Source organism: Nocardia sp. XZ_19_385 (genome assembly GCF_015355755.1).
In the GTDB taxonomy this organism is placed as follows: Bacteria; Actinomycetota; Actinomycetes; order Mycobacteriales; family Mycobacteriaceae; genus Nocardia.
In genome coordinates this window covers 880,794-906,789 of the sequence record NZ_JACVEE010000001.1, presented here as the reverse complement: position 1 = coordinate 906,789, position 25,996 = coordinate 880,794, and the positions used below count along the sequence as shown (strand labels likewise).

General features: G+C 67.9%; 21 protein-coding genes and 1 pseudogene. 13 read left to right on the top strand and 9 right to left on the bottom strand.

The window, feature by feature from the left end:
• Positions 1-58 precede the first annotated feature (58 nt).
• Both IBX22_RS04165 and IBX22_RS04160 read right to left on the bottom strand, forming a co-directional pair.
• On the bottom strand, positions 59-1,075 hold the full coding sequence (locus IBX22_RS04165; RefSeq protein WP_194814043.1) for an Rv2578c family radical SAM protein: 1,017 nt from the start codon (positions 1,073-1,075) through the stop codon (positions 59-61).
• A gap of 31 nt (positions 1,076-1,106) precedes the next feature.
• Positions 1,107-2,108 (bottom strand): NAD-dependent epimerase/dehydratase family protein, encoded by a 1,002-nt coding sequence (locus IBX22_RS04160; RefSeq protein WP_194814042.1) that lies wholly within the window; start codon positions 2,106-2,108, stop codon positions 1,107-1,109.
• A gap of 178 nt (positions 2,109-2,286) precedes the next feature.
• Here IBX22_RS04160 and IBX22_RS04155 point away from each other — a divergent pair, with 178 nt between their 5' ends.
• Entirely contained in the window at positions 2,287-2,607 is a 321-nt protein-coding gene (locus tag IBX22_RS04155) for a type VII secretion target (RefSeq protein ID WP_228538178.1), read from the top strand.
• Between the two features lie 10 nt (positions 2,608-2,617).
• Positions 2,618-4,276 (top strand): hypothetical protein, encoded by a 1,659-nt coding sequence (locus tag IBX22_RS04150; RefSeq protein WP_194814041.1) that lies wholly within the window; start codon positions 2,618-2,620, stop codon positions 4,274-4,276.
• Positions 4,277-4,335: 59 nt separating this feature from the next.
• Here the strand turns inward: IBX22_RS04150 and IBX22_RS04145 are convergent, their stop codons facing one another.
• Positions 4,336-4,857 (bottom strand): hypothetical protein, encoded by a 522-nt coding sequence (locus tag IBX22_RS04145; protein ID WP_194814040.1) that lies wholly within the window; start codon positions 4,855-4,857, stop codon positions 4,336-4,338.
• Between the two features lie 119 nt (positions 4,858-4,976).
• On the bottom strand, positions 4,977-5,900 hold the full coding sequence (locus IBX22_RS04140; RefSeq protein ID WP_194814039.1) for a neutral zinc metallopeptidase: 924 nt from the start codon (positions 5,898-5,900) through the stop codon (positions 4,977-4,979).
• Between the two features lie 207 nt (positions 5,901-6,107).
• Between IBX22_RS04140 and aspS the strand changes: the two genes are divergently transcribed.
• The gene (aspS, locus tag IBX22_RS04135; RefSeq protein ID WP_194814038.1) at positions 6,108-7,907 is read left to right on the top strand and encodes an aspartate--tRNA ligase; all 1,800 of its coding nucleotides are present in this window, start codon (positions 6,108-6,110) and stop codon (positions 7,905-7,907) included.
• 63 nt (positions 7,908-7,970) lie between these two features.
• Here the strand turns inward: aspS and IBX22_RS37260 are convergent, their stop codons facing one another.
• A complete protein-coding gene (locus tag IBX22_RS37260) occupies positions 7,971-9,101 on the bottom strand; it encodes a hypothetical protein (protein WP_228538177.1) in 1,131 nt (376 codons plus the stop codon).
• A gap of 194 nt (positions 9,102-9,295) precedes the next feature.
• Here IBX22_RS37260 and IBX22_RS04125 point away from each other — a divergent pair, with 194 nt between their 5' ends.
• Positions 9,296-10,465 (top strand): phosphotransferase family protein, encoded by a 1,170-nt coding sequence (locus IBX22_RS04125; protein WP_194814037.1) that lies wholly within the window; start codon positions 9,296-9,298, stop codon positions 10,463-10,465.
• A 111-nt stretch (positions 10,466-10,576) separates the two neighbouring features.
• Here IBX22_RS04125 and IBX22_RS04120 read toward each other — a convergent pair whose 3' ends face one another.
• The gene (locus IBX22_RS04120; RefSeq protein WP_309234415.1) at positions 10,577-12,244 is read right to left on the bottom strand and encodes an alkaline phosphatase D family protein; all 1,668 of its coding nucleotides are present in this window, start codon (positions 12,242-12,244) and stop codon (positions 10,577-10,579) included.
• Between the two features lie 213 nt (positions 12,245-12,457).
• Between IBX22_RS04120 and IBX22_RS04115 the strand changes: the two genes are divergently transcribed.
• The 9 genes from IBX22_RS04115 (at position 12,458) to IBX22_RS04075 (ending at position 22,143) form a co-directional block, all read left to right on the top strand.
• Positions 12,458-13,810 carry a replication-associated recombination protein A gene (locus tag IBX22_RS04115; RefSeq protein ID WP_194814036.1) on the top strand — a complete coding sequence of 451 codons (1,353 nt, stop codon included), beginning with the start codon at positions 12,458-12,460 and terminating at the stop codon, positions 13,808-13,810.
• Between the two features lie 132 nt (positions 13,811-13,942).
• Positions 13,943-14,491: a Uma2 family endonuclease gene (locus IBX22_RS04110; RefSeq protein ID WP_194814035.1), complete on the top strand. Its 549-nt coding sequence runs from the start codon at positions 13,943-13,945 to the stop codon at positions 14,489-14,491.
• Positions 14,492-14,669: 178 nt separating this feature from the next.
• Positions 14,670-15,365, top strand: a complete 696-nt coding sequence (locus IBX22_RS04105; protein WP_194814034.1) for a Uma2 family endonuclease — start codon at positions 14,670-14,672, stop codon at positions 15,363-15,365.
• Between the two features lie 36 nt (positions 15,366-15,401).
• On the top strand, positions 15,402-18,068 hold the full coding sequence (gene alaS / locus IBX22_RS04100) for an alanine--tRNA ligase (RefSeq protein WP_194814033.1): 2,667 nt from the start codon (positions 15,402-15,404) through the stop codon (positions 18,066-18,068).
• Complete coding sequence (gene ruvX / locus IBX22_RS04095) at positions 18,068-18,631, top strand: Holliday junction resolvase RuvX (RefSeq protein WP_194814032.1); 564 nt, start codon at positions 18,068-18,070, stop codon at positions 18,629-18,631. The genes alaS and ruvX overlap by 1 nt, the downstream gene beginning before the upstream one ends.
• Positions 18,628-20,187 (top strand): endolytic transglycosylase MltG, encoded by a 1,560-nt coding sequence (gene mltG / locus IBX22_RS04090; protein WP_194814031.1) that lies wholly within the window; start codon positions 18,628-18,630, stop codon positions 20,185-20,187. The genes ruvX and mltG overlap by 4 nt, the downstream gene beginning before the upstream one ends.
• Positions 20,177-20,992 (top strand): shikimate dehydrogenase, encoded by an 816-nt coding sequence (locus IBX22_RS04085; RefSeq protein ID WP_194814030.1) that lies wholly within the window; start codon positions 20,177-20,179, stop codon positions 20,990-20,992. Before mltG ends, IBX22_RS04085 begins: the two co-directional genes overlap by 11 nt.
• Before the next feature lie 73 nt (positions 20,993-21,065).
• A complete protein-coding gene (locus tag IBX22_RS04080; RefSeq protein WP_194814029.1) occupies positions 21,066-21,614 on the top strand; it encodes a Uma2 family endonuclease in 549 nt (182 codons plus the stop codon).
• A gap of 61 nt (positions 21,615-21,675) precedes the next feature.
• On the top strand, positions 21,676-22,143 hold the full coding sequence (locus IBX22_RS04075; RefSeq protein ID WP_228538176.1) for a B-4DMT family transporter: 468 nt from the start codon (positions 21,676-21,678) through the stop codon (positions 22,141-22,143).
• 72 nt (positions 22,144-22,215) lie between these two features.
• Here the strand turns inward: IBX22_RS04075 and aroB are convergent, their stop codons facing one another.
• The 3 genes and pseudogenes from aroB to aroC all read right to left on the bottom strand — a co-directional run bounded on the left by aroB (position 22,216) and on the right by aroC (position 25,900).
• Positions 22,216-23,340, bottom strand: a complete 1,125-nt coding sequence (aroB, locus tag IBX22_RS04070; protein WP_194814028.1) for a 3-dehydroquinate synthase — start codon at positions 23,338-23,340, stop codon at positions 22,216-22,218.
• 809 nt (positions 23,341-24,149) lie between these two features.
• Positions 24,150-24,668 (bottom strand): annotated as a pseudogene (locus tag IBX22_RS37255) (shikimate kinase); the annotation flags it as partial.
• Positions 24,665-25,900: a chorismate synthase gene (gene aroC / locus IBX22_RS04060; RefSeq protein ID WP_194814026.1), complete on the bottom strand. Its 1,236-nt coding sequence runs from the start codon at positions 25,898-25,900 to the stop codon at positions 24,665-24,667. The pseudogene IBX22_RS37255 and the gene aroC, both read right to left, overlap by 4 nt.
• Between the last annotated feature and the right edge of the window lie 96 nt (positions 25,901-25,996).

Sequence of the window (25,996 nt, the reverse complement as noted above, 5' to 3'; positions counted from 1 at the left end):
CACTTCCTCGTCATAGACGGGTGCCATTGGCCAAAGTACTCCGATCCTGGGAACCGCTTCAGGCGAACAGGGTGAGCTGCGGATCGGCGATGTGCTCCGGCTTGGTTTCGGCTGCCGACGGTAGCGTGGTTTCCCTTGTCAGGCCGTGTTTTTGCAAAAGCGGGCCGAGGCGCTCGCGCAACCACGCCGCATACTCCGGCGTCACGTAGGCGCCGCGCCCGTATAACTGCCGGTAGCGGCGCAGCAGCGCCGGATGCTCGCGGGCCAGCCACTCCAGGAACCAGCCGCGGGTGGCGCCGCGCAAATGCATCGGGAACGCCACCGCCGAGGTCGCGCCCGCCGCGGCGATCTCGCCGAACAGTTCGTCGAGATGGGCCCGGCTGTCGGTGAGATGCGGAATCACCGGCGCCACCATGACATTCGCGTCGAACCCGGCGTCGGTGAGCGCCTTGACCATCTCCAAACGCGCACGCGGCGAGGGAGTTCCGGGCTCCAGGCCGCGGTGCAGCTCCAGGTCGTAGATCGCGATCGAGACCGCCACACTCACCGGCACCTCGTGCGCGGCCTGGGTGAGCAGCGGCAGATCCCGGCGCAGCAGCGTGCCCTTGGTGAGGATGGAGAACGGCGTGCCGGAGCGAGTCAGCTCGCGAATGATGCCCGGCATCAACCGATATCGGCCCTCGGCGCGCTGATACGGGTCGGTGTTGGTGCCCAGGGCCACCGGCTCCCGATGCCAGGAACGCCGGCCTAGTTCCTTGCGCAGCACCGCGGCGATATTGGTCTTCACCACGATCTGCGCGTCGAAATCCCGGCCGGCGTCCAGATCCAGATATTCGTGTGTGGGGCGGGCGAAGCAGTACCGGCACGCGTGCGAGCAGCCGCGCATCGGGTTGATCGTCCACCCGAACGGCAGGTTCGAACTTTCCGGCATCTTGTTCAGCGCGCTCTTGCAGAGCACTTCGTGAAAGGTGATGCCTTCGAATTCGGGAGTTTGCACGGTGCGCACGAACCCGGCCCGGTCGAGACCGGGCAATGCGCCGTCGTCGGCGTCCAGGGTCTGGTTCTGCCACCGCACCCCCTCAGTCGAACATGTGTTCTAAGAAGTGTCAAGCGATGCGGCGGGTGTCCTTCGGGGCGAAGGCGGCCGGATCGTTGAAGAAAGCGACCAGGTCACGCACCGTGTCCTCGGTGGAACGCGGCTGGTAACCGAGTTCCTTGGTGGCCTTGGCGTGATCGACGATCGGGGCCGAAACAATCGCGCCCAGCGCAGCTTTGGAGAGCACCTCCGCGCCGAGCAGCTTGCCGATCGGTTCCAGCACCGGCATGGCGCCTGCGACCAGCTTGGCCGGGATGAGGAATCGCGGGCCCTTTTTGCCGTTGAAGTTCGCCGACATCCGGCACAGCTCCATGGTGGTCACCATTTCACTGCCGAGCAGGTAGTTCTCGCCGGTGCGCCCGCTCTGCGCGGCGAGGGTCAGGCCGAGTGCGACGTCACGCACGTCGACCATGTCGAAGCCGCCGCTGATCATCGCCGGAACCCGGCCCAGCGCCGCGTCTTTGAGCGTGCGATTGACCCGGGAGAGCGGCGTGCAGTAGTCGGCCGGGCCGAAGACGCCGGTCGGATTGCAGATCACCGCGTCCAGGCCCTTGTCGATGACCTTGCGCAGCTCGATCTCGCCCTGCCACTTGGAGCGGTCGTAGACCGGCAGCGCGGCATCGGTGGAGCGAACGGTGGACTCGTCGATGTGACCGCCACAGGTGTACTGGTTGAACGCGTGGATGGAGCTGGTGTGCACCATGCGCCGGACGCCGACCTCGAGCGCGGCCTCGGCCACCACCCGCACGCCTTCGGTGTTGACCTTCCAGGCGAGGTCGTTCTTCTCGGAGAGTGTGATCACCGCGACCAGGTGAAACACCAACTCGTTGCCGGCCAGGACGGTCCGCATCGATGCGGGATCGAGCACATTGCCGGAGACCCAGGTGACCCGGGGATCAGGGTGCTCGGGGGCGACCCGATCGATGGCGGTGACCTCGTGCCCCGCCTCGACGAGCAGGGGGAGCAGGTTACTGCCAAGGTAGCCGGCTGCGCCGGTCACTGCGACCTTCATGTGATCGAGAATATAGAACTTGTTCTAATTTGCAACACGTTCCAGTTAGGCATCCGGACACCTGTATCGGCTCGAAAACTGACGGCCTTCTCGGCTATATTGAGCGCCAACCGTAGCGGCAGGTTCGAACGCTAGGTGGCGAAACACTGATGTGCACAACAAATTGGGGGGTGCCAACTTGACGAATTTTCTCTCGGCGGACACTGACGCGGTGCGGATGTTCGGCGTCCAGAACGCCAATATCGCAAGCCAGATCTTCGGGGTGGCCAATGTCGACTCGGCGGCCAGCGTTGCCGCGATGACACCGGTCTTCGGCCTGATCGGCGCCGACTTTCTGATGAGCTTCGCCGCGGCCCAGGTGCTGCAGGCCAAAGACATGAACGAGCTCGCGTCGAAGTACACGGATCTGGCCGCAGGCGCCATGACCGCGGCCCAGGAGTACCTCGCCCAGGACGGCAGCAACGCGGTCAATCTGGCCGTGCAGAACAACAAGATCTGAGGCGGGGGACATGAAGCCAATCGATACCGGGAACACCGGCGTGATCGCGCCGCAGGACATCCCGGCCTCGGAGTCGCTGCAGCACGCCGCGGCGACCTCGCACGAACCGGCCGTCTCGGCCGTGCAGGCCACCCAGCAGGCGATTCCGGACGTGCCGCTCGGGCAATGGCCCGCCGAGGTGGCCGAACCCGAGTCGCCCGCGCTGGTCTACGCGCGCAAGCTCGCCGAGGATCAGCAGAACGCGGGCACCATGCCGGCCGGGCTGGGGCTCGGCGGACTGACCGGTCAGCCTGTCGCCGACACCCAGAACCTGCTCAACGCCGTGCCGACCGACGTGTCGAGCCTGCTCAGCGGTGCCCAGACCTCCATCACCGAGGCGGCACAGCAGGCGCAGACCGCGGCCACCAGCGCGCTCACCGGCGCCACCAGTGCGCTCACCTCCGGCGAGCTGCAGAAGCAGGTCGCCTCCATCGCCGACACCGCCGGGCTGTCCTCGGTGATCAGCGACCCGGCCTCCGCGGTGAACTCGCTGCTCAACGGCGCGTCGCTGTCCGCGCTGCCGGGCGTCGACCAGCTGATCAGCCCGATCCTGCAGCTGCTCAGCAGCTTCGGCTCCGGCGTCATGGGCGCGCTCGACCCGACGGCGATCATGAGCAGCGCCTCCTCGGTCATCGAATCCGCGATGGGTGTCGGCCAGGGCGCCATCACCAGTGTCCAGCAGCTGTGGGAGGGCACCGCCTCGGAGCAGGCCACGACCGCCGCGCAGCAGGCCAACACGCAGGGCACCGAGACCAGTCAGCGCGGCTTCGACATCTCCGATCTGACCCAGAAGGCCGCGGCCGTGGTGCAGACCGGCAACACCCAGTTGACCGGTATCGCAACGTCGTTCGCTTCGCAGGCGGTGGCGATGGCGCCGGTCATCCTGACCCCGCCCGGGCAGGCCGCCCTGGTGGCCTCGGCCACCGAGCATCTCGGCAACGCGGTGTCCGTCGTCAACGCCACCCGCGGCGATCTGTCCGGCAAGACGACAGAGCTGAACGCGATGCTGTCGAACCTGCTCGGCCAGAGCGGTTTGCCGTCGGTGCAGGAAGTCGCCCAGACGGTGGCGCAGAACGTCGCCGAGCCGCTGTCGACCACGGCGCAGGAAGCCGCGACGCAGGCGCAGTCCGCGCTCAGCTCCGGCTCGCCGGGGTCCACCTCGCCGACCACTCCCGCGTCGACGAACCCCTCGGCCGCCAACACCGGTACCCCGGGCACCACGAGTGTGCTGGGTACGGGCACACCACGGACCGGGACCGGTACGCCGAGAACGGGGACGGGCACCGGGAATCCATCCACCGGCAACCCGGCGTCGAAGGGTGTCTCGGGGGTGCCAGGCACGGTCTCGCCGTTGCGCGCGGCCACCGTGCCCACGGGTCTCGGTACCGGTTTGAACGCCGCGACCACACCCGCCGGTACCGGTAACTCGTTCATGGGCAACCCGGCAGGCGCCGGCGCCAACCGCGGCAACAACGACGACGACGAGCACGATCGCAACGTCACGCCGTACCAGAGCCTGACCGGCAACGACGATCTCACCGGCCCGCTCGGTGAATCGACGCCGGACGTCATCGGCGCCACGCACTCCGATGAGATGCTCGGTATGGATTACGAGCAGGATCAGTTCTAGACGCACGAAAAACGGTGCCCCGCTTCCCATTCGGGAGCGGGGCACCGTCGCGTCCGGGTCTAGTCCTGGACGAAGGCGTCGAACAGCCGGCGGTACAGGGCCGCGAAGCGAATCCGCCCGTCCAGCTGCTCGGGGGAGAGCCCTTCGCTGAAACCCGGTGCGTACAGGATCAAATGGATTTCCTGCCCGCGCTCCTCCGGCATCAGATCGATGATCTGCTTGCTCTCGTCGGTCACCGTGGGTTCCCCGAGATCGACCGTGGACAGCGCCCGGATCTCGGCCTGCGCGGCGCGCAGCACATCCGCCCGGATCGAGCCGTTGAGCTGCTGCGGCGGCACGTCCGGCGCCCGGCCGATGGCGGCGGCGTCGGGCTTCTTGATCGCGCGGCCGTCGGGGTACACCTCGAGTTCGGGCCGCAGATCGTGGCGACCGGACCAGCCGTGCGGGATGTTGGTCAGGGTGATCTCCGCCAGCGACGGCGGGCCCGGCGGCGGCGCGGGCTCAGGATCGGCCGAGGCGAGGCCGGAACCGGCCGCGAACGACAGGATCAGAACGAGAAGAACCGATTTCGTCTTGCGCATGGAAACCCCTATCCGTTGGAACCGGGTGTTGCCGCTACTGGCGCAACGCGCGGGAACCGAAGTTCCCGCGCGCTGCGGTGTCGATCATTGTGACAGTGCGCCTTCCGGCGGGCGCCGGATCAGCGCAGGGCGGGCGGATTGCCCAGATCGTTGGCGCCGAAGGTGTCGCAACCTTTCAGTTCGCCGCTCTTGTATCCGGACAGGAACCACTTCTGCCGTTCCTCCGAGGACCCGTGCGTCCACGCCTCCGGGTTGACCCGGCCGCCGGACTTGCGCTGGATCCGGTCGTCACCGACCGCCGCGGCCGCTGACAGCGCGTCCTTGACGTCCTGGTCGGTCAGTGGCTTCAGCAGCGGCTCGCCGCCGCCCGGCGCGGGCTGCTTGTCGGCGTAGTGCGCCCAGATACCGGCGTAGCAGTCGGCCTGTAGTTCGGTGCGTACCGCGCCGGATTCGGGGCCGTTCGGATCCTGCTGCGCCCGGCCGAGATCGCCGAGCAGGTTCTGCAGATGATGCCCGATCTCGTGCGCGACCACGTACTCCTGGGCCAGCGGGCCGGTGCTCGCGCCGAAACGGGTGGTCAGCTCGTTGAAGAAGCGGACGTCGAAGTAAGCCGTCTGGTCGAGCGGGCAGTAGAACGGGCCGACCTCGCTGGTGGCGTTGCCGCAGCCGGTGGAGGTGGCGCCGGAGAACAAGACGACCTCCGGCTTCACGTACTTGTCGCCGCCGGTCTGTTCGGGAAACTTGGTGCCCCACACCGAGTTCAGGCTGGTCACCGTCGCCGCGACCCGGCAGTCCAGGTACTTGTTGGCGTCCGCGCCGGTCTTGCAGTGCTCCGGCGTGCCGGCGGTCGGAGCCGAGGGGCTCTCTTCCACGCCGTTCAGTCCGCCGACCACCGACCCGGGATCCCCGCCCAGCAGCAGGACGACCACGGTCAGGATCAAACCGCCCAAGCCACCGCCCAGCGCTATCTTCCCGCCCCGGCCGGGACCACCTCCGGACCTGACCGCGTCCGGATCGATTTGTGAGCCTTCGTTGAAGGTCATGGGTGTCGCTCCTGTAAATCGAGTGGCCGTTGCGGGCGCGGTTCGTCGCGATGGAGCCAGAGCGCCTACAGCTTTACACGTGATACCCAGCAATCCGGGACTCACCACAACCGTGTCGCGCCGGTCTCACGCCGCTGCCCTTATTAGGGCTTGGGCCTGCGTCATCGCTACGATGGCTGCGCATCCGCATTCGTCGAAAGGAATACCGTGCTGCGCACCCACTTGGCTGGTTCGCTGCGAAGCGAGCACGCCGGTCAGACCGTCACCCTCACCGGATGGGTGGCCCGGCGGCGTGACCACGGTGGCGTGATCTTCATCGATCTGCGCGATGCTTCGGGCGTCGCGCAGGCAGTGTTCCGTGAGGGCGCGGCGGCCGAGCAGGCGCACAAGCTGCGCGCCGAATTCTGTGTCCGGGTCACCGGTGTGGTCGAGCAGCGGCCCGATGGCAACGAGAACCCCGAGCTGCCCACCGGTCAGATCGAGGTGAACGTCACCGAACTGGAGGTGCTCAACGAGAGCGCCCCGCTGCCGTTCCAGCTCGACGAGCAGCCCGGTGAAGAGGCCCGCCTCAAGTACCGCTACCTGGACCTGCGCCGCGAAGGCCCGGCGCACGCCATGCGGCTGCGCTCCAAGGCCAACGCCGCCGCGCGCGCCGTCCTGGCCGGCCACGAGTTCGTCGAGGTCGAGACCCCGACGATGACGAAGTCCACCCCGGAGGGCGCCCGCGACTTCCTGGTGCCCGCTCGCCTGCAGCCCGGCAGCTTCTACGCGTTGCCGCAGAGCCCGCAGCTGTTCAAGCAGCTGCTCATGGTCGGCGGCATCGAGCGCTACTACCAGATCGCGCGCTGCTACCGCGACGAGGACTTCCGCGCCGACCGTCAGCCCGAATTCACCCAGCTCGACATCGAGATGAGCTTCGTGCGCCAAGACGATGTCATCCTGCTGGCCGAGGAAATCCTGGTCGCGCTGTGGAAGCTGATCGGCCACGACATCACCACCCCGATCCCGCACATGACCTACGCGGAGTCCATGCGCCGCTACGGCTCCGACAAGCCGGACCTGCGCTTCGAGGTCGAGATCACCGAGTGCGCCGAGTATTTCAAGGACACCCCGTTCCGGGTGTTCCAGTCGCCGTATGTCGGCGCGGTCGTGATGCCCGGTGGCGCGAGCCAGCCGCGACGTCAGCTCGACGCCTGGCAGGAGTGGGCCAAGCAGCGCGGCTCGCGCGGTCTGGCCTACGTGCTGATCGGCGAGAACGGTGAGCTGACCGGCCCGGTCGCCAAGAACCTGTCCGAGGCCGAGCGCGAGGGCCTGGCCAAGCACGTCGGCGCCGCGCCGGGCGACTGCGTCTTCTTCGCCGCCGGTGAGGTGAAGGCCAGCCGCGCGATCCTCGGTGCGGCGCGCGGCGAGATCGCCCGCAAGTGCGGCCTGATCGACGAGAACGCGTGGGCGTTCGTGTGGATCGTGGACGCACCGATGTTCGAGCCCGCCGCCGACGCCACCGCGAGCGGCGATGTGGCGCTGGGTCATTCGGCCTGGACCGCGGTGCACCACGCGTTCACCTCGCCCAAGCCGGAGTCGGTCGACACCTTCGACACCGACCCGGGTTCGGCACTGGCCTACGCCTACGACATCGTCTGCAACGGCAACGAGATCGGCGGCGGTTCCATCCGTATCCATCGCCGCGATGTCCAGGAACGCGTGTTCAAGGTGATGGGCATCAGCCACGACGAGGCGCAGGAGAAGTTCGGCTTCCTGCTCGACGCCTTCGCCTACGGCGCCCCGCCGCACGGCGGCATCGCCTTCGGCTGGGACCGCATCACCGCGCTGCTGGCCGGTGTCGACTCGATCCGCGATGTCATCGCATTCCCGAAGAGCGGCGGCGGTGTCGACCCGCTGACCGACGCGCCGGCGCCGATCACCCCGCAGCAGCGCAAGGAAGCCGGGCTGGACTTCAAGCCGGGAGACAAGAAGAAGGACGACGAAAAGGGCAAGGCCGCCGAGTAACTCGGCCCGCAACCCGGAACTCCGCCCCGCGCTCACAAGAGTGCGGGGCGGAGTTCTTTTTGCTTATCGGGAGGGTGCGAGGGTGCCTTCGGTGAGTACGCGGAAGGCGTAGGTCATCGCGATGACGGCGATCGGCGCCGCGGCGAGCAGGCCGAAACCGCACAGCAGCGCGCCCAGGAAGGTGATCACGATGACCGCCAGGGCGAGCAGCAGACACGGCCCGACATTGGCCATGACCAGGCGCGCGCTGGACTTGATCGCCTGAATCGGACCCTGATCCTGATCGATGACGTAGTGCAGCGCGAACATGCACAGGAACCCGATGATGATGCCGGGAAGCACCAGCAACGCCAGGCCGATGAAGGTGGCGGCGAAGGCGATCAGCGCGGTCAGCAAGACGTTGCCCGCATTGCCGAACTGGAAGAACGAGCCGAAAGCCGGTGGCGTGCCGTCGGTTTCGTACAGCGCGCCGCGCACCATCGCCGCCTGCAGCAGCCACAGCCCCGCCATCACCGCGAGGAACAGGACCGTCAGGACCAGCACCGAATTCGGCTCGAAGAGCACCACGATCAGCCAGAACACCAGGTAGATGGCGAAACCGACCGCCGTAATGCCAAGCCACGGCGCGATATTCGCGCGGAACCGGTCCAGGCCGTAACCCAGGGCGGCGCCGACGTCGAGGCCGGTCGGCCGCTCCTGCGCTTGCGCCTGGTAGCCGTAGGTCGGTTGACCGGCGGGCCGCTGCTGCCCGGGAGGTGGTTGCTGACCCGGAGGCGGCATGGCGCCGGGTGGTGGTTGCATGCCCCCAGGCGGGCCGTAGCCGGGCGGCGGAGGAGCTCCCGGCGGACCGTAGCCCGGTTGCGGCTGGTAGCCGTGCTGCGGCTGATAACCCTGCTGCGGCGGATAACCCGGTTGGGGCTGATAACCCTGCTGCGGTGGAAAGCCTTGCTGCTGCGGCGGATAACCCTGCTCTGGTTGCCGGCCCACATCGGGCGGCGGCTCCACAGGTTCGTTGCCGTACTGCGCCGCGCCCGGCCCGCCGAATTGCGGGTAGCCGGCAGCGCCTGGCAGCTCGTGCCTACCGTGCCCGCTTTGCCCGGGTTGCGGTTGCGCCTCGCCACCCCCTGACTCGGGCGCGTCGCCGGTGGGTTCCTTCGCGGGGTCCCGGGGAGCGGAATGCGGTGTGTCGGTCATTGTCGTCGACCTTTCCGGCGCAACTGGTTTGCGGTGTGGCGCACAACAGTTCAGGATGAGAAAACCGGACGGACGCACCTCGTGTCAAGCAGACAGCGCAGCTCCGGCAACCACGACACAGACACGCCGAGCGACGCGGAAAGGTTGTGTAACCGCTCGCTAGAAGTGACCCCATGCGAGTAGCTTGAGAGGCGATGACCGCACTATTGGCCGAACGCGCCGCCGAAGTCGTGTCCGCAGCACAGCAATTGCTCACAAAGCGAATGGGTGCTCCGGTAAAGCTGAGCGATCCGATGGAACTCAGCGGTAGTGGTAGGACGACAGTCCTACGTGTGCGCGTTTCAGAGAACTCCTTCTCGCTGCCTCGCACCTTGATCGTCAAACAGGTGCGCGGCAACGCCGACGAACGCCGCACCGGCGGCCTCGCACCGGGCGTCGCCAGCATCGATTCGGCATTCCTACGCGAAGCCGTCTCCTACCAATTCACCACCGCCCTCAGCCGCGACCAGCGCCCGGGCGCGTACCTCATCGCGCACAGCCTCCCGGAACGCCTGCTGATCCTCAGCGACCTCGGCGAGAACTCGCTGCTCACCCAGCAGCTGCAATCCGGCGCCGAACCGGCCACCCGCAACGCGATGATGGCCTTCGCGCAGGCGCTCGGCCGGATGCACGCGGCCACCGTCGGACGCGAAGCCGACTTCGTGGCGCTGCTGCGCCGCGTCGACGTGATGCACCGGGTCGACGGAATCGCCGAGCAGGCCGAAACCGCGATCGCCGAGGTGCCCGGCATGCTGCGGCGCGAACTCGGCATCGAGGTGCCCGGCGAAATCGCCGAACTCATCGTGCGCGGCAACCGGCTGTTCTCCGCCGGACGGTTCCGGGCATTCAGCCCGTCGGATCTGTGCCCTGACAACGTCATCCTCAACGAGGAGGGCGCACGCTTCCTCGACTACGAGTGGGGCGGCTTCCGCGACGCCACCCTCGACATCGCGTACGCGCTGGTGTCCTTCCCGGGCTGCCTGTGCGATTTCGAGCTCGCACGGGATCGTGGGCGGCAGATGGTGGAGGCGTGGCGCTCCGAGGTTGTCGGCGTGTGGCCGGCGCTTGCTGACGACACCGTGCTTGCCGAGCGGATTCTGGAAGCTCGGTTGATTTGGGTGTGGCTGAGCACCTATTGGTTCCTGCCTGCTGATCATGCGCGGATTGCTGCGGCTCGGGAACATGGGTTGTCGGTGCCGCGGTCGGAGGCGTTGATCAATCGCTGGGCGGCGCTGGCAGAAGATGCGCGGTGCACAGGGGACGACATCATCGGCGACTTCGCCGACGAGGTGTCGGCGATGCTCGAAGAGCGTTGGTCTGAATAGTCGGGATGGGCACCGGGGGCGCTTCGCTTCCCCGGTGCCGCACTGCTTCGGGCTTGCCTCGCTGCGCTCGGCGTTCACCCTGAGGTACTGGGGCGATGGGCTCGAAGTGGTTTAGAGCACGGGGGTGGGGCGGGGTTCGAGGCGGCCGCCTGAGCGGACTGCGAATGAAGCGCCGTGGCGGATACCGGTGTTCGGGTCCTCTACGTTCAGGACGTAGAACCAGTCCATTTGGGTCTGTTCGGCGGTTACGTCGAGTACGCCGTAGCCGTGGGACTCCAGCTCTACGTAGCGCATGTGGTGGTTGACGCCCTTGATGGACTCTTCGAGGGGGACCGCTGCCGTGCGGGGGGCGGCCCGCAGCATCTCGCCGATGCTGGAGGAAGTGACTGATGGGACGACGAATTCCGCGCCGACGGTTGGGCCCGCCGGGTAGGTGGCGGCTTCGACCGGGAGGTCCGAGGCCCATGAGGAGTGGATGTCGCCGGTCAGGAACACCACGTCGGAGACCTGGTTGTCGGTGAGGGTGGCGAAGAGTTTGCGGCGGTCGGCGGTGTAGCCGTCCCACTGATCGGCGTTCGCCGGGACGCCCGATTGCGGGAGGCCCAGGGCGTCGGTGATGGCCTTGCTCTGTGCCGGGTCGAGGGGTGGGAAAACCAGTGGGGCGACCATTACGGAATTGCCGATCAGTTTCCAGCGCACTGGGGCTGATGCCAAACCGGCTGTCAGCCAATCCATTTGGGCTTTTCCGGTGAGGGTCCGGGCGGGGTTGTCGACATTGCGCCAGCCTGCGCCGGGGGTGACCTCTTCGTCGCGGTAGCTGCGCAGGTCCAGCATGGACAGTTCGGCGAGCGTGCCGAAGCGCAGGCGGCGGTAGATCTGGACTTCGTCGCCGGAGCCTTTGGCGCGGACCGGCATCCACTCCAGGTAGGCCTGGGCGGAGGCGGCGCGGCGGGCCGGCCAGGGGCCGTTGACGGCGGGGTCGTGGTGGTTGGCGCCGCCGGACCAGGAGTTGTCGGCCGACTCGTGGTCGTCCCAGGTGCAGATGAAGGGGACCAGGGCGTGCAGGGTGGTCAGGTCGGGGTCGGTTTTGTACTGCGCGTGCCGGATTCGGTAGTCGGCGAGGGTGACGATCTCGTTGACCGGATCGTGCCCGCGGACCGCGCCGCTGCGGCCGCCGTACTTGCCGCGGCCGTATTCGTAGATGTAGTCGCCGAGGTGGATGACCGCGTCCAGGTCGCCGCGGGTGGCGAGGTGGCGGTAGGCACTGAAGAATCCGGCTTCCCAGTTGGAGCACGACACCACGCCGAAGCGCAGGCGGTCGGGAGTGTCGGAGTCGGCCGGGGCGGTGCGGGTGCGGCCGATGGGGGAGGTCTCGCCGAGTGCGGAGAAGCGGTAGTAGTAGACCTGGCCCGGGGCCAGGCCGGATACGTCGACCTTCACGGTGTGGTCGGAATCGGTTGTGGCCGTTACGGTTCCGGACGCGGTAGGCGAGGAGAACGCCTCGTCGGCCGCGACTTCCCAGCGCACGGGAGTGGCGGCGCCGACGCCCGATCCGGGGGTGGCGTCCTCGGCGACGGTGACGCGGGTCCAGATGATGACACCGGTCGGTAGCGGATCGCCCGAGGCGACGCCGTGCCGGAATACCGCGCCCTGGGCGCGTGCCGGGGCGGCCGCTAGCAGTGTGGTCGCGGCGGCAGCGGCGGCGCTGCCCTTGAGGAGCGTCCGTCGACCCAGCGATCCCGGTGCCGCGGAATCTGAAACAACCGTGTTTTCAGCCACGACTATTGATCTCAGTCGATTACCGGGCACTAAGCAAGTCGAAACAGCGCGCTTTTTGGGCGACCGTCCAGTTTTGCCGAAGGGTTCTTCCCGAGTTCACCCGTGGTTGGCGCCTCGATGCGTGACCCGTGCGGAGTTGTCGGAGGTGCGCGGTACCGTCGCCATCATGACCGAACACATCTTCTACCTGCATGCTCCTAACGAGGTGTGGGCATGACCGATGGACTGTTCGACGTACCCGGGCAGGCCGCCGGGGAGTCGGACGGGCGGGGCCGCGTCGAGTTCCGGGGCGCGGGCGATTCGGTGCCGCTCGCGGTGCGCATGCGCCCGGCATCGCTGGAAGAGGTTGTCGGGCAGCAGCATCTGCTAGGGCCGGGTTCGCCGCTGCGCCGGCTGGTGGAGGGTTCGGGTGCGGCCTCGGTGCTGCTGTACGGACCGCCCGGCACCGGGAAAACCACCCTCGCATCGCTCATCTCGCAGGCCACGGGCCGCCGTTTCGAGGCGCTCTCGGCGCTGTCGGCGGGTGTGAAGGAGGTCCGTGCCGTCATCGATCTGGCGCGCCGCCGGTTGACCGTCGGCGAGCAAACCGTCCTGTTCATCGACGAGGTACACCGCTTCTCCAAAACCCAGCAGGACGCACTGCTGGCGGCGGTGGAGAACCGCATCGTGCTGCTCGTCGGCGCGACCACGGAGAACCCGTCCTTCTCGGTCGTCTCGCCGCTGCTGTCCCGCTCGCTGGTCCTGCAACTGCAATCGCTCACCGACGCCGACATCCGCCAGGTGTTGCAACGCGCCATCGACGACCCGCGGGGCTTCGGCGGCGAGTACACGGTGACCGAGGCGGCGCTCGACCACATCGTCCGCATCGCGGGTGGTGACGCCCGCCGCGCCCTCACCGCGCTCGAAGCCTCGGCCGAATCCTCGCTCGACGGCAATGTCGACGTCGACCTGGTCGAAGCCAGCGTCGACAAGGCGGCCGTCCGCTACGACCGCGCGGGCGACCAGCACTACGACGTCGTCAGCGCGTTCATCAAGTCCATCCGCGGCTCCGATGTCGATGCGGCCCTGCACTATCTGGCCCGCATGATGAGCGCCGGTGAAGACCCCCGCTTCATCGCCCGCCGCCTGGTCATCTCCGCCAGCGAGGACATCGGCATGGCCGACCCGACGGCCCTGCAGAGCGCCGTCGCGGCCGCCCAGGTGGTCCAGCTGATCGGCATGCCCGAAGCCCAGCTCACCCTGACCCACGCCACCATCCACCTGGCCACCTCCCCGAAGTCCGGCGCGGTCCCGGCCGCCCTCGGCGCCGCCATGTCCGACATCTCCGCGGGCAAAGCCGGTCTGGTCCCCCCGCATCTGCGCGACGGCCACTACGCGGGCGCCGCCAAACTCGGCAACGCCCAGGGCTACAGATACCCCCACGACGACCCGGACGGAGTCCTCGCCCAGCAATACCCGCCGGACGACCTCGTCGGCCGCGACTACTACACCCCCACCGACCACGGCAACGAACGTGAGATCGGCCCGCGAGTCCAGAAACTCCGCCGCATTGTCCGGGGGAAGTGAAAACAGCTCGGAAGGCCGATAATCGAGGAAAGGATGTCGGACCCTCGGCGTATGGTGGCCCCATCGTTGCTCTACCGTCCGGCCGAGTAGAACGGGAGGACCTGGGTGTCGGCGATGGCGGATCGACCGCAAATGACTGTCGAGGAGTTCGAGGAGCTCGCCAAGCATTCGGGCGAGAGGGTTTCACTGGAGTTTCTGTATGGGAAGCTGGGGGTGAAGGCTGTGCCGGATGGGGATCATCGAGAGATCATCCGATGGATCGCGCGCCAGATCCTTCCGATCCGGGGTGAGCTCTGGCTGTATGCCGAACTCGAATTGAAGGTCCAGGCATATCGCAATGGCCGCGCCAAGGCCGACGGTGTCCTCGCACCGGATGAGTCTTTCGCAGGGCAGCAGGAGTGGGTGGACCCGGCGCCTGCGCTGATGGTCCTCGAAGTAACGTCCTACGACTCGGATACCGATCGCCGCGATCGCATCGAGAAGCCGGCCGCATACGCCGAGGCTGGAATTCCCGTCTACCTCCTGGTTGATCGTGAGAGTTGCGAGTCGATTGTTTACAGCCAGCCAGAGGATGGCGTCTACTCGAGCGTCCGTCGCCACAAATTCGGCAAAGCGATCGACTTGCCCGATCCGGTTGGAGTGACGCTCGAGACCGAGCGGTTCAAAGACTGGGTCCGCTGAGCTGTAAAACCGGTCCGATCGTTTACCGCATCACGCGTGGATAACGTTCTGGGCCAACGGTATCCACGCGTCACATTGGCGCTCATCCTGCAGCGGCGAAATCGTGGGTGCGGGATGGTTGCCGGGCGTAGGGTCGTCTCAGCGTGGTATCCAACGCTCACCCCGGAGGAGGTGCTCGGTGACGATTCGGCCGGACCGCCCGCAGATGTCGGAGACGGATTTCGAAGCGCTCGCCGAGCACGCACCCGCCGCCGTCCGGCTCGAATTCGAGTCCGGAAAGCTGGGCGTGCAGACCGCCGGGGGCGGCCCGCAGTTGCTGATCGAGGAGTTCGAAGAGCTCGCGCGTCATGCGCCCGGGGCGGTTGCGCTGGAATTCCTGGACGGGGTGCTGGGGGCGAAGGTCGCGCCGGACCGGAGCTGCGTGGAGATCAGGCGCTCGATCACTCAGCAGATTCTGCGGCAGCGCGAGGAGCTTCGGCTTTATCCCGCACTCGATCTGAAAGTGCAGGCCGATCGGGAAGGCCGGGTGCGCGCGGACGGGGCCTTGGCGCTCGACGGATCGTTCCGGCGGCGCGGCGGCTGGGCGGAACCGGACGAGGTGCTGATGGTCCTCGAGATCACCGCCCACGAATCCGCGACCGACCAGCGCGCCCGGACCCGCAAGACCCAGGCCTACGCCGAAGCCGAGATCCCGCTCTATCTCCTGGTCGACCGCGCGGTCCGCGGTGTCTTCGTCTTCAGCCACCCGCTCAAAGGCTGGTACGCCCAGACCTCCCGCACCGAGTTCGGTCACACCATGGAGCTGCCGGACCCGGTCGGTGTGGTGCTGGAAACCGAACCGTTCGGCGTACCGGCCGCCGCCTCCGGCCCGTGAAAAACCGGATGCGCCGTCCCGGTAGGCTGGATACCTGTGCAGACCCACGAGATCCGACGGCGATTCCTGGAACATTTCGTCCGTGCCGGCCACACCGAGGTGCCCAGTGCCCCGCTGAGCCTGGACGACCCGACCCTGCTCTTCGTGAACGCGGGCATGGTTCAGTTCAAGCCGTATTTCCTGGGTCAAGAGGCAGCGCCGTACCCGCGAGCTACCAGCGTGCAGAAGTGCGTGCGCACCGGTGACATCGAAGAGGTCGGCGTCACCACCCGGCACAACACCTTCTTCCAGATGGCCGGCAACTTCTCCTTCGGCGACTACTTCAAGGAAGGCGCTATCACGCTCGCGTGGGAGTTGCTGACCAAGTCGCAGGAAGAGGGCGGCTACGGCTTCGACCCGGAGCGGCTGTGGGTCACGGCCTACGAGTCCGACCCCGAGGCCGCCGAACTGTGGAGCAAGAAGATCGGCATCCCGGCGGAGCGGATCCAGTTCCGCGACGGCCGCGACAATTACTGGGACATGGGCGTGCCCGGCCCGGGTGGCCCGTGCTCGGAGATCTACTTCGACCGGGGCCCCGCCCACGGCAAGGAAGGCGGCCCGGTCGCCGACGAAGACCGGTACCTGGAGATCTGGAACCTGGTCTTCATGCAGGACATTCGCGGCGAGCAGAGCCCCAAGTACGGGCACCCGCCGATCGGTTCGCTGCCGAAGAAGAACATCGACACCGGCATGGGCGTCGAGCGTGTCGCGATGCTGCTGCAGGGCGTGGAGAACGTCTACGAGACCGACCTGCTGCGCCCGATCATTTCCAAGGCCGAGGAACTCACCGGCAGCTCCTACGGCGTCGACGCCGAGGGTGATCGCCGCTTCCGCGTCATCGCCGACCACGCCCGCAGCGGCGCCATGCTGATCGCCGACGGCATCAACCCGGGCAACGACGGCCGTGGTTACGTGCTGCGCCGCCTGCTGCGCCGCATCGTGCGCTCGGCCCGGCTGCTGGGTGCGGACAAGCCGGTGATCGGCGAGTTCATGAAGGTCGTCAGCGATCTCATGGCTCCGTCCTACCCGGAACTCGGCACCGACTTCGAGCGCATCAAGAATGTCGCCGTCGCCGAGGAAGCCGCGTTCCTCAAGACCCTCAACACCGGCTCGAAGCTGTTCTCCGACGCCGTCGACGAGGTGGCAGCCAAGGGCAGCAAGACGATCCCGGGTTCGGCGGCGTTCAAGCTGCACGACACCTACGGCTTCCCGATCGAGCTGACCCTCGAAATGGCTTCCGAGGCCGGGCTTTCGGTGGACGAGGACGGCTTCCGCTCGCTCATGTCCGAGCAGGTCGCGATGGCCAAGGCCGACGCGCAGGCCCGCAAGCACGGGCACGCCGACCTCTCGATCTACAAGGAGCTCGTCGACCGCGGGGCCACCGAGTTCACCGGTTTCGACGAGTTGACCTCTGAGGCAAAGGTGCTCGCGCTCATCGCCGACGGTGTGCGAGTGCCGGTCGCCACCGCGGGTCAGGCTGTCGAGGTGATCCTGGATCGCAGCCCGATGTACGCCGAGTCCGGTGGTCAGATCGCTGACCGCGGTGCGATCACCGCGACCGGGGTGAAGCTGGCCGTCAACGACGTACAGAAGATCGCGAAGAAGCTGTGGGTGCACAAGACCACGGTCGAACAGGGTCAAATCACCGAGGGCGATGTCGTTCTCGCGCAAGCGGATCCGGCCTGGCGCCGGGGCGCCACCCAGGGCCACTCCGGTACCCACATGGTGCACGCGGCGCTGCGGCAGATCCTGGGCCCGAACGCGGTGCAGGCGGGTTCGATGAACAAGCCGGGCTACCTGCGCTTCGACTTCAACTGGACCGGTCAGCTCTCGGAGAGCCAGAAGGCCGACATCGAAGCGGTCTCCAATGACGCTGTGGGCGCGGACTTCCCGGTGAACACCTTCGTCACCGACCTGACCAAGGCCAAGGAAATGGGCGCGATGGCGCTGTTCGGCGAGAACTACGCCGATGAGGTGCGCGTCGTGGAGATCGGCGGCCCGTTCTCGATGGAACTCTGCGGTGGTACGCACGTGCAGCATTCCTCGCAGATCGGCCCGATCACACTGCTCGGCGAATCGGCCATCGGTTCCGGCAAGCGGCGCGTGGAAGCCTTTGTGGGCCTTGACTCCTACAAGTACCTGGCCAAGGAGCGCGCCCTGCTCGCCGGTGTCGCGTCCTCGCTGAAGGTGCCCTCCGAAGAGGTGCCCGCCCGCGTCGAGCAGCTGGTGGAGCGGCTCAAGGTGGCCGAGAAGGAACTCGAACGCTCCAAGATGGCAGCGGTGCTGTCCTCGGTGTCGACCTTCGTCGAGCAGGCCGAGCGGATCGGCGGCGTGCTGCTGGTCGCGGTGGCCGCACCCGAGGGCGTCGGCGCGGGTGACCTGCGCACCCTGGCCACCGACATCCGCGGCCGCTTCGGCACCGATCCCGCGATCGTGGTGCTGCTCGGCAACGCCGACGGCAAGGTGCCGTTCGTGGTGACCGTGAACAAGCCCGCCCAGGAACTCGGCTACAAGGCCGGTGATCTGGTCGGCGCCTTCGGTCCCAGCATCGCCGGTCGCGGTGGCGGCAAGCCGGAGATGGCGCAGGGCGCCGGTTCGGATCCCTCGGGGATCGCCACCGGGCTAACGGCGGTCCGGGCCAAGGTGGCCGAACTGGCCGCCTGATGGACTCCGAAACTTCAGATTCAGCACTGCCCGCGGGCGGTCACCGGCCTGATCCGGCGACCGACCCCGGGCGGGGCCGGCGCCTCGCGATCGACGTCGGCAGCGTCCGCATCGGCGTGGCGTCAAGTGACCCTGACGGCATTCTCGCGACACCCGTCGAGACCGTGCCGCGCGCGAAATCCGGTGCGCGCGGCGGAGGTCCGGCGGCCGACATCGCGAGGATTGCCGAAATTGTGCGCGAGTACGAGGCCGTGGAGGTTATTGTCGGCCTGCCCCGAACATTGCGCGGGGAGAAAGGTACTGCCGCGGGATTGGCCATTGCATTCGCCAGGCGTTTGCAGGCCACTATCGCTCCCGTGCCGATCCGGCTTTCCGACGAACGTTTGACTACGGTGTCAGCTGCACGTGCATTGCGGGACAGTGGAGTACGCACGCGTGGCCAGCGCCAAGTAATCGATCAGGCGGCGGCCGTGTCGATCCTGCAAGGATGGTTGGACGAACGGAGTGCGGTGTTGAGGTCGGGCGAAGAGGTACGTGGTGCGTCGTCGGAGGGCGATGCATGACGGATCGATGGGCGCGGGCCGAAGAACGTTTCCGGCAGCGCGAGGCTGATCGGCGCTACCGGCGTGACGACCGGGCGTGGGGCAACGAGCCCCGCGGGCGCGCGGCGACCGGATCGAACCCCCAGGCTTGGGACGATTACGACGACGACACCACCGTCATCCCGCGCTACACCGACGACGAACCGTTCTACGAGGGCCCGGCACTCTACGACCCGGCCAAGGACGACGGTTACGACGCCGCGGGCGATCTCGATCCCGACTACGACGACGAACCCGACGAGCCGGAACCGCCGAAACGAGGCAAGGCGGTGCGCACCAACTCCCGCGCCACCAAGCGGGCCAAGCCCGATCGGGCCCCGAAGTCGCCGCGCAGCAAGCGTTCCCGTGCCGCCTCCCGGAAAGCGGCCGAGCGCAAGCGCCGCCGCCGCAATCTGTGGATCATCGCCGGCGTCTTCATCATCTTGTTCGCCGGCGCCGCCGGTTTCGCGGTGAAGAAGTTCGCCGAATCCTTCGGCCCGCCCGCCGATTACGCCGGACCCGGTGGCGCGCTGGTGGTGGTGCAGGTGCATCCCGGTGACACCTCCACCCAGATCGCGGACACCATGCTGGAAAAGGACGTGGTGAAGAGCAGTGCCGCGTTCTTCGAAGCGGCCATGCGGAATTCGAATATGACCTCGGTGCAGCCGGGTTACTACGCCATCCCCAGCCAGATCCCCGCCGCGCAGGCGGTGACCACGCTGGTGGGTAAGGGTTCGCGGGTCGGCAATCTGGTGGTCGCGGAAGGCAAACTGCTGCACGACCAGCACGACGTGAACACCGGTGCGCGCTCGGAAGGTATCTACACCAAGATCGCCGCCGCCAGCTGTGTCGGCACGGGGTCGCAGCAGAAGTGCGTCACCGCCGATCAGCTTGCCGCCGCCGGTTCCAGCACCGATCTCGCCGCGCTGGGCGTTCCCGCCTGGGCGATGAACGACGTGCGCGCCGCACCCGATCGCAGTAGGCAGCTCGACGGCCTGATCGCCGCGGGCACCTTGGATTTCGATCCGAGCGGCACGCCGCAGCAGATCCTGCGGCAGTTGATCACGCAGAGCGCGGCCAGTTACGAATCGACCGGGCTGCTGCAGTCCGGCGCGGAAACGAAACTGAGCCCGTATCAGACGCTGATCGCGGCCTCGATGGTCGAGCGTGAGGCCACGCCGGAGGACATGGGCAAGGTCGCGCGGGTAATCGTGAACCGGCTGGCGATCGACCAGCCGCTGCAATTCGACTCCACGGTGAACTACTCCCTCGACAAGACCGAGGTCGCCACCACCGACGAGGACCGGGCCACCAAAAACGCGTGGAACACCTACGCCATGCCCGGCCTGCCCGCCAACCCCATCGCCGCGCCGTCGCTGAACGCGTTGCGCGCCATGGAGAATCCGGAACCCGGCAACTGGCTGTACTTCGTCACCATCGACAAAAAGGGCACCACGCTGTTCACCGAGAGCTACGCCGAACACCTGCGCAACATCAAGAAGGCCCAAGAGAGCGGAATCCTGGACAGTGGGCGCTGAGGTACGCAAAGCCGCGGTCCTGGGCAAACCGATCTCGCATTCCCGCTCACCCCAGCTGCACCTGGCCGCCTACCGCGCGCTGGGCTTGCCGTGGACCTACGAGCGCATCGAATGCTCGGCCGAACAGCTGCCCGGACTGGTGGACGGCCTCGGCCCGGAGTGGGTCGGCCTCTCGGTCACCATGCCGGGCAAGGAAGCCGCCCTCGCCTACGCCGACGAGCGCACCGAACGCGCCGTCCTCGTCGGCTCGGCAAACACCTTGGTGCACACCGAGAACGGCTGGCGCGCCGACTGCACCGACGTCGATGGCGTGCTCGGCGCCCTACGCGGCGGCGGAGTCGGCTCTATCACCGAAGCGGTCGTCCTCGGCGCAGGCGGCACCGCCCGCCCGGCCCTGCTCGCCCTCTCCGAACTCGGCGCCAAATCCGTGACGGTGCTCGCCCGCGACTCCGGAAGAGCCCGCAACGCACTGGATCTCGCCGAACGCCTCGGCATGACCGCCACCGTCATCGACTTCGACCCCGACCTCGTCCGCTCGGTCTGCGCGACCGCCGGCGCCGTCGTCAGCACCATCCCCTCCGAAGCCGCAGCGGTGGTTGCCGACGCCGTGGCCGCGTCACCGGTCGTCCTGGACGCCATTTACAACCCGTGGCCTACCCCTTTGGCCGAAGCCGTCACTCGTGCGGGAGGAACGGTCGTCAGCGGACTCGACATGCTCCTGAATCAGGCTTACGGCCAAGTCGAGCAATTCACCGGCCGCCCGGCGCCGCGCGCGGAAATGGCCGCAGCACTGGGCGTCGGTTAGGACCGGCCGAACAGCGATCCAGCACCTATGCTGAGTGGACCGTGTACGAACGATCGGGAACTCGGAGGGAGCCATGACCGCGCAGATCGACTTGCCGATGACAGGCGTCCGCACCCGTGCCGAATTCGACGAACTGCCGAGCGTGCCCCGGGGATGGGCCTGGGAGCTGCGATCCGGACGATTGGAGCTGACGCTCATGCCTGTCACGTTCTGGCACTTCCGGATCGTGTTCATGGTGCTCGAGACCTGGATTCGCCGCGGGTTCGAGATCTCGGGCGAACAGTACGTCGCCGACAGCGGATTCGCGCGCGGCGGCACCGGGAAGAACAACTTTGTTGCCGATGGCGTCGTTTTCCGCAACGGCTACCGCCCGGCGAAGAACAGCACGACGCACGACTCGGCGGACATCCATGCTGTCATCGAAGCAGTCTCGCGGGACAGCGAAGACCATGACGCGATCGAGAAGTTGAGGATCGACGCGATGCTCGGCATCCCGCACTACTGGATCATTCGAGGTGACGCGGAATCCGACGATATCGATGGCTTTGCCACGATGTACGAGTTGGTTGGCGGGGAGTACAAGCTTGTCGGCAGTCGGTTGGTTTCGCAGCTCATCGAGTGACGCGAATTTCTGATACCCGTTCTAGTTCGGATCCGTGGAGCTGGGGGTTATGGTGTTGGCCATGACTGGTTGGGTTATGCGGGCCGTGCTGCTCGGGGGGCTGGTGGTGGCTATGCGCACCCTGCTCGGGTTCGCGATGGTGGAATGGCCGACGCAAGGCTCGTGGATGCGGATGCTGTGCCTGGCGGTGCTGGTCGGTGTCGTCGTGGCGTGGGGTGTGCTCGACGGGCGTAAGGATCGGGAGGTGCATCCGGATCCGGAGCACGGTTCGGATCTGACGATTGTCTGGTTGAAGGCGGCGGTGGCCGGGGGGCTCGGGATGGGGCTGGTGTCTTGGTTGCTGGATCATCTGCCGCGGTTCGATCTCGGTGATAATGCGATCCTGTTCGAGATGACGGCGGCGGCGGCGTTCATCCTGCTGCTGATCTTCCTGCCCGCGCTGGCCGGTGTCGGTATCGGGCGCATGGTGGCCGAGCGGCGGTTCGAGAAGGCAAGCACGCGGAAGGAACACGCGGGCACCGCGGCCTGACATCGCAGAACGCCCCGGCATCCGAGTGCGGATACCGGGGCGTTTGTGCCGAAGCCGTTGTGGCGGTGGCCGTTACAGCAGGATCGCGCCGCCACCGGCGGGGCTGTCCTCGCGAGCGATGGCGGAGTAGGCCGCCGCGAGCAGCGTCGGGTCCGGGCCTTCGAGGCGGCCCGGCTTGGCCAAGCCGTCGAGCACCACGAAACGCAGGACGCCGGAGCGGGTCTTCTTGTCGGTCTGCATGGCGTCGAGCAGTTGGGGGAGGGCGTCGGCGTCGTAAGTGGTCGGCAGTCCGACACTTTCGAGTACCGCGCGGTGCCGATCCGCGGTCGCGTCGTCCAGGCGACCGGCCAGGCGGCCCAGTTCGGCGGCGAACACCAGGCCCACCGAGACCGCGGCGCCGTGCCGCCAGCGGTAGCGCTCGCGGCGTTCGATGGCGTGGCCCAGGGTGTGGCCGTAGTTGAGGATCTCGCGCAGGCTGGATTCCTTCAGGTCGGCGGCGACCACATCGGCCTTGACCTGGACGGCGCGGCGGATCAGCTCCGGCAGCACGTCACCGGTGGGGTCCAGCGCGGCCGCGGGGTCGCGTTCCACCAGTTCCAGGATGACCGGGTCGGCGATGAAACCGGCCTTGATGATCTCGGCCATGCCCGCGACGATTTCGTTGCGCGGCACCGTTTCCAGGGTCGCCAGGTCCACCAGGACCGCGGCGGGTTCGTGGAAGCAGCCGACCAGGTTCTTACCCGCCTCGGTGTTGATGCCGGTCTTGCCGCCGACGGCCGCGTCCACCATGGCCAGCAGCGTGGTCGGCACGTGCACGATGTTCACGCCGCGCATCCAGGTGGCGGCGACGAAACCGGCCAGGTCGGTGGCCGCGCCGCCGCCCAGGCTCACGATGACGTCGTTGCGGGTCAGCCCGATCCGGCCGAGCACCTCCCAGCAGAAACCGGCGACCTGCAGATCCTTACCGGCCTCGGCGTCGGGGATCTCCACCCGGTGCGCGTCGAGTCCGGCGTCGGCCAGGGCTTTCCGCACCGCCTCGGCGGTTTCGGCCAGCGGCGGCTGATAGAAGATCGCCACGGTGCGCACGCCGTTGGTCGCGCCGGTGACCGACTCGACGAGCTCACCGAGCAGCCCGCGCCCGATGATCACCGAATACGGGTCGGCCGTGCGTACCTCGATACGGGTCGGCTCACTCACGTTGTCTGCTCCGATTCTGTTCGTGCCGAAGGGTCTTGGGCTCGCCCGCGACCGCGGCGAGAACGGCCACGCCGGGCGCGACCGCTGGAAGTGGTGCTATCGGCGGCTTTTCCGGTGGGACCTGCCGCCGGGGCCGCGGTCGCCGGAGCGCCTGCCGAGTCGTTCGATGCGCCCGGAGCTCGCCGAGCCGCCCGGGTCGGGGCCTCGGCTTCGGCACCCGCGGAGTCGACGCCGCTCGGCGCACCTGCCGCGCGACGAGCACGCCGCGGCCGGCGGGAGGCCCGTCGGCCGGATTCCGTTCCGGCCTCTCCGGATTCGCCGACCGGCTGACTCTGGTGGGCAGGCGAACCGGCCGGTGCTGCGGAGGCTGGATTGTCTGTTGTGCCGAGTTCCGCACCGGGGCTCGAGTTTTCGGGTGATCCGGCACGGCCGCTGCGCCGAGTCCGGCGTCCGCGTGGGTGAGCGCCGGATTCCGCGGTGTCGCGCGGGGCAGCGGGCGTTCGACTGTCGTTCGGTAAGTCAGCGCTGTCGCTGGGCGGCGCGCCGTTCGTTCCGGTAGCGGTTCGCCTGCTGCGGCGGCGCCCTCGACGCCTGGAGGACTTGGTGGCCTCGGTGGCGGATTCCGCAGGGACGCCGGTCTTTTCAGTCGTCTCTGTGGCGTCGGCTCCGGCGCCGGCGGGGTCCGCGCGTCGTGCGGCGGCGGCGCGGGCGCGAGCCCGGCGGCGGGCACGGGATCGGCTGTTGCCCGAGGGGGTTGCCGCGGCGGTGGTTTCGGCCGCGACCGGGTCCGGAGTCGACGGCTCGACACCCAGCTTCACCAGGATCATTCGCACGACTCGTCCGGGGCTGCGCCCGTCGGTGCGGACTCGGATGGACGCGACCTCGCGATACAGCGGGCGGCGCTTGCGCATCAGTTCCCGGTACTTCGCGCCCGGATCAGCGCCGTTCAGCAGCGGTCGCTGGCTGCTCGCGCCGGTGCGCCGAAGGCCTTCGGCGACACTGATTTCCAGGTACACCACGGTGCGCCCGCGCAGCAGCGCCCGGGTGTCGGCGGAGAGCACCGAGCCGCCGCCGAGCGAGACCACGCCGCGCTCGTTGAGGATGGCGCGGCGCACCACCCGCTCCTCGATCTTGCGGAACTCGGGTTCGCCGTCGGTGGCGAAGATTTCCGGGATGGTGCGGCCGGTGTCGGACTCGATGCCGGCGTCGGTGTCGAACAGCTCGACACCGAGTTCCTTGGCGAGCTTGCGGCCGATCGTGGATTTCCCCGCTCCGGGCGGGCCGACCAGCACCACGCGCGGGGCGCGTGGATCGGTCTGGACGATCATTCGGGGGTGGCAGACGGCGTAGCCGGCGGGGTGGGTGAGCACAGCGGGATGTGCGGCCGAGAGCTGATCCGCTTGAGGTAGCTGTTGATGTTGTCGACGGTTTCGACCAGCGAGTCGCCGCCGAACTTCTCCAGCGCGGCCTGCGCGACGACCAGCGCCACCATGGCCTCGGCCACCACGCCGGCGGCGGGCACGGCGCAGACATCGGAGCGCTGGTGGATGGCGACGGCTTCCTCGCCGGTGGTCATGTCGACGGTGGACAGCGCGCGCGGCACGGTGGAGATCGGCTTCATCGCGGCGCGCACGCGCAGCGGTTCACCGTTGGTCATGCCGCCTTCGAGGCCGCCGGCGCGGTTGGTGGAGCGCAGCACGCCGTCGGGGCCGGGTTTCATCTCGTCGTGCGCCTGGCTGCCGCGGCGGCGCGCGGTCTCGAAACCGTCGCCGACCTCGACGCCCTTGATGGCCTGAATGCCCATGAGCGCGGCGGCCAGTCGCGAGTCCAGCCGGTCCGCGCCGCTGACGAACGAGCCGAGGCCGACGGGCAGCCCCTCGACGACCACTTCGACCACGCCACCGAGGGTGTCGCCGTCTTTCTTGGCGGCTTCGATCTCGGCGATCATGGCGGCTTCGGCGTCCTTGTCGAACGCGCGCACGGGGCTCTCGTCGATCGCGGCCAGGTCGGCGGCGGTCGGGACGACACCGGTGGTGTTGGCGGCGGTGCCGATGGACACCACATGCGAGATGACCTCGACGCCGAACGCCTGGCGCAGGAAGTTCCGCGCCACGGTGCCCGCCGCGACGCGCGCCGCGGTCTCGCGGGCGCTGGCGCGTTCGAGCACGTTGCGGGCGTCGTCGAAGTTGTACTTGAGCATGCCGGAGTAGTCGGCGTGACCCGGGCGCGGCCGGGTGAGCGGCGCGTTGCGGGCCAGGTCGGCGAGCTCGGCGGGATCCACCGGGTCGGCGGACATGACGGTGGTCCACTTGGGCCACTCGGAGTTGGCGACCTCGATGGCGACCGGGCCGCCCATGGTGCGGCCGTGGCGGACGCCGCCGACCAGGGTGACCTTGTCGGCCTCGAACTTCATCCGGGCGCCGCGCCCGTACCCGAGCCGCCGGCGCGCCAGCTGTGCGGAGACCTCGTCGGACGTCACTTCGACACCCGCGACCATCCCCTCGAGGATGGTGACGAGAGCGGGACCATGGGATTCTCCGGCAGTTATCCAGCGCAGCACGCCTTATATCCTTTCATGCTGGTACCCGAGGCTCGGAATCTGGTCGATTGTGATTGCGGGCACGTGCCTGGGCGGCGGTCCGGCCCGCTTCACAGA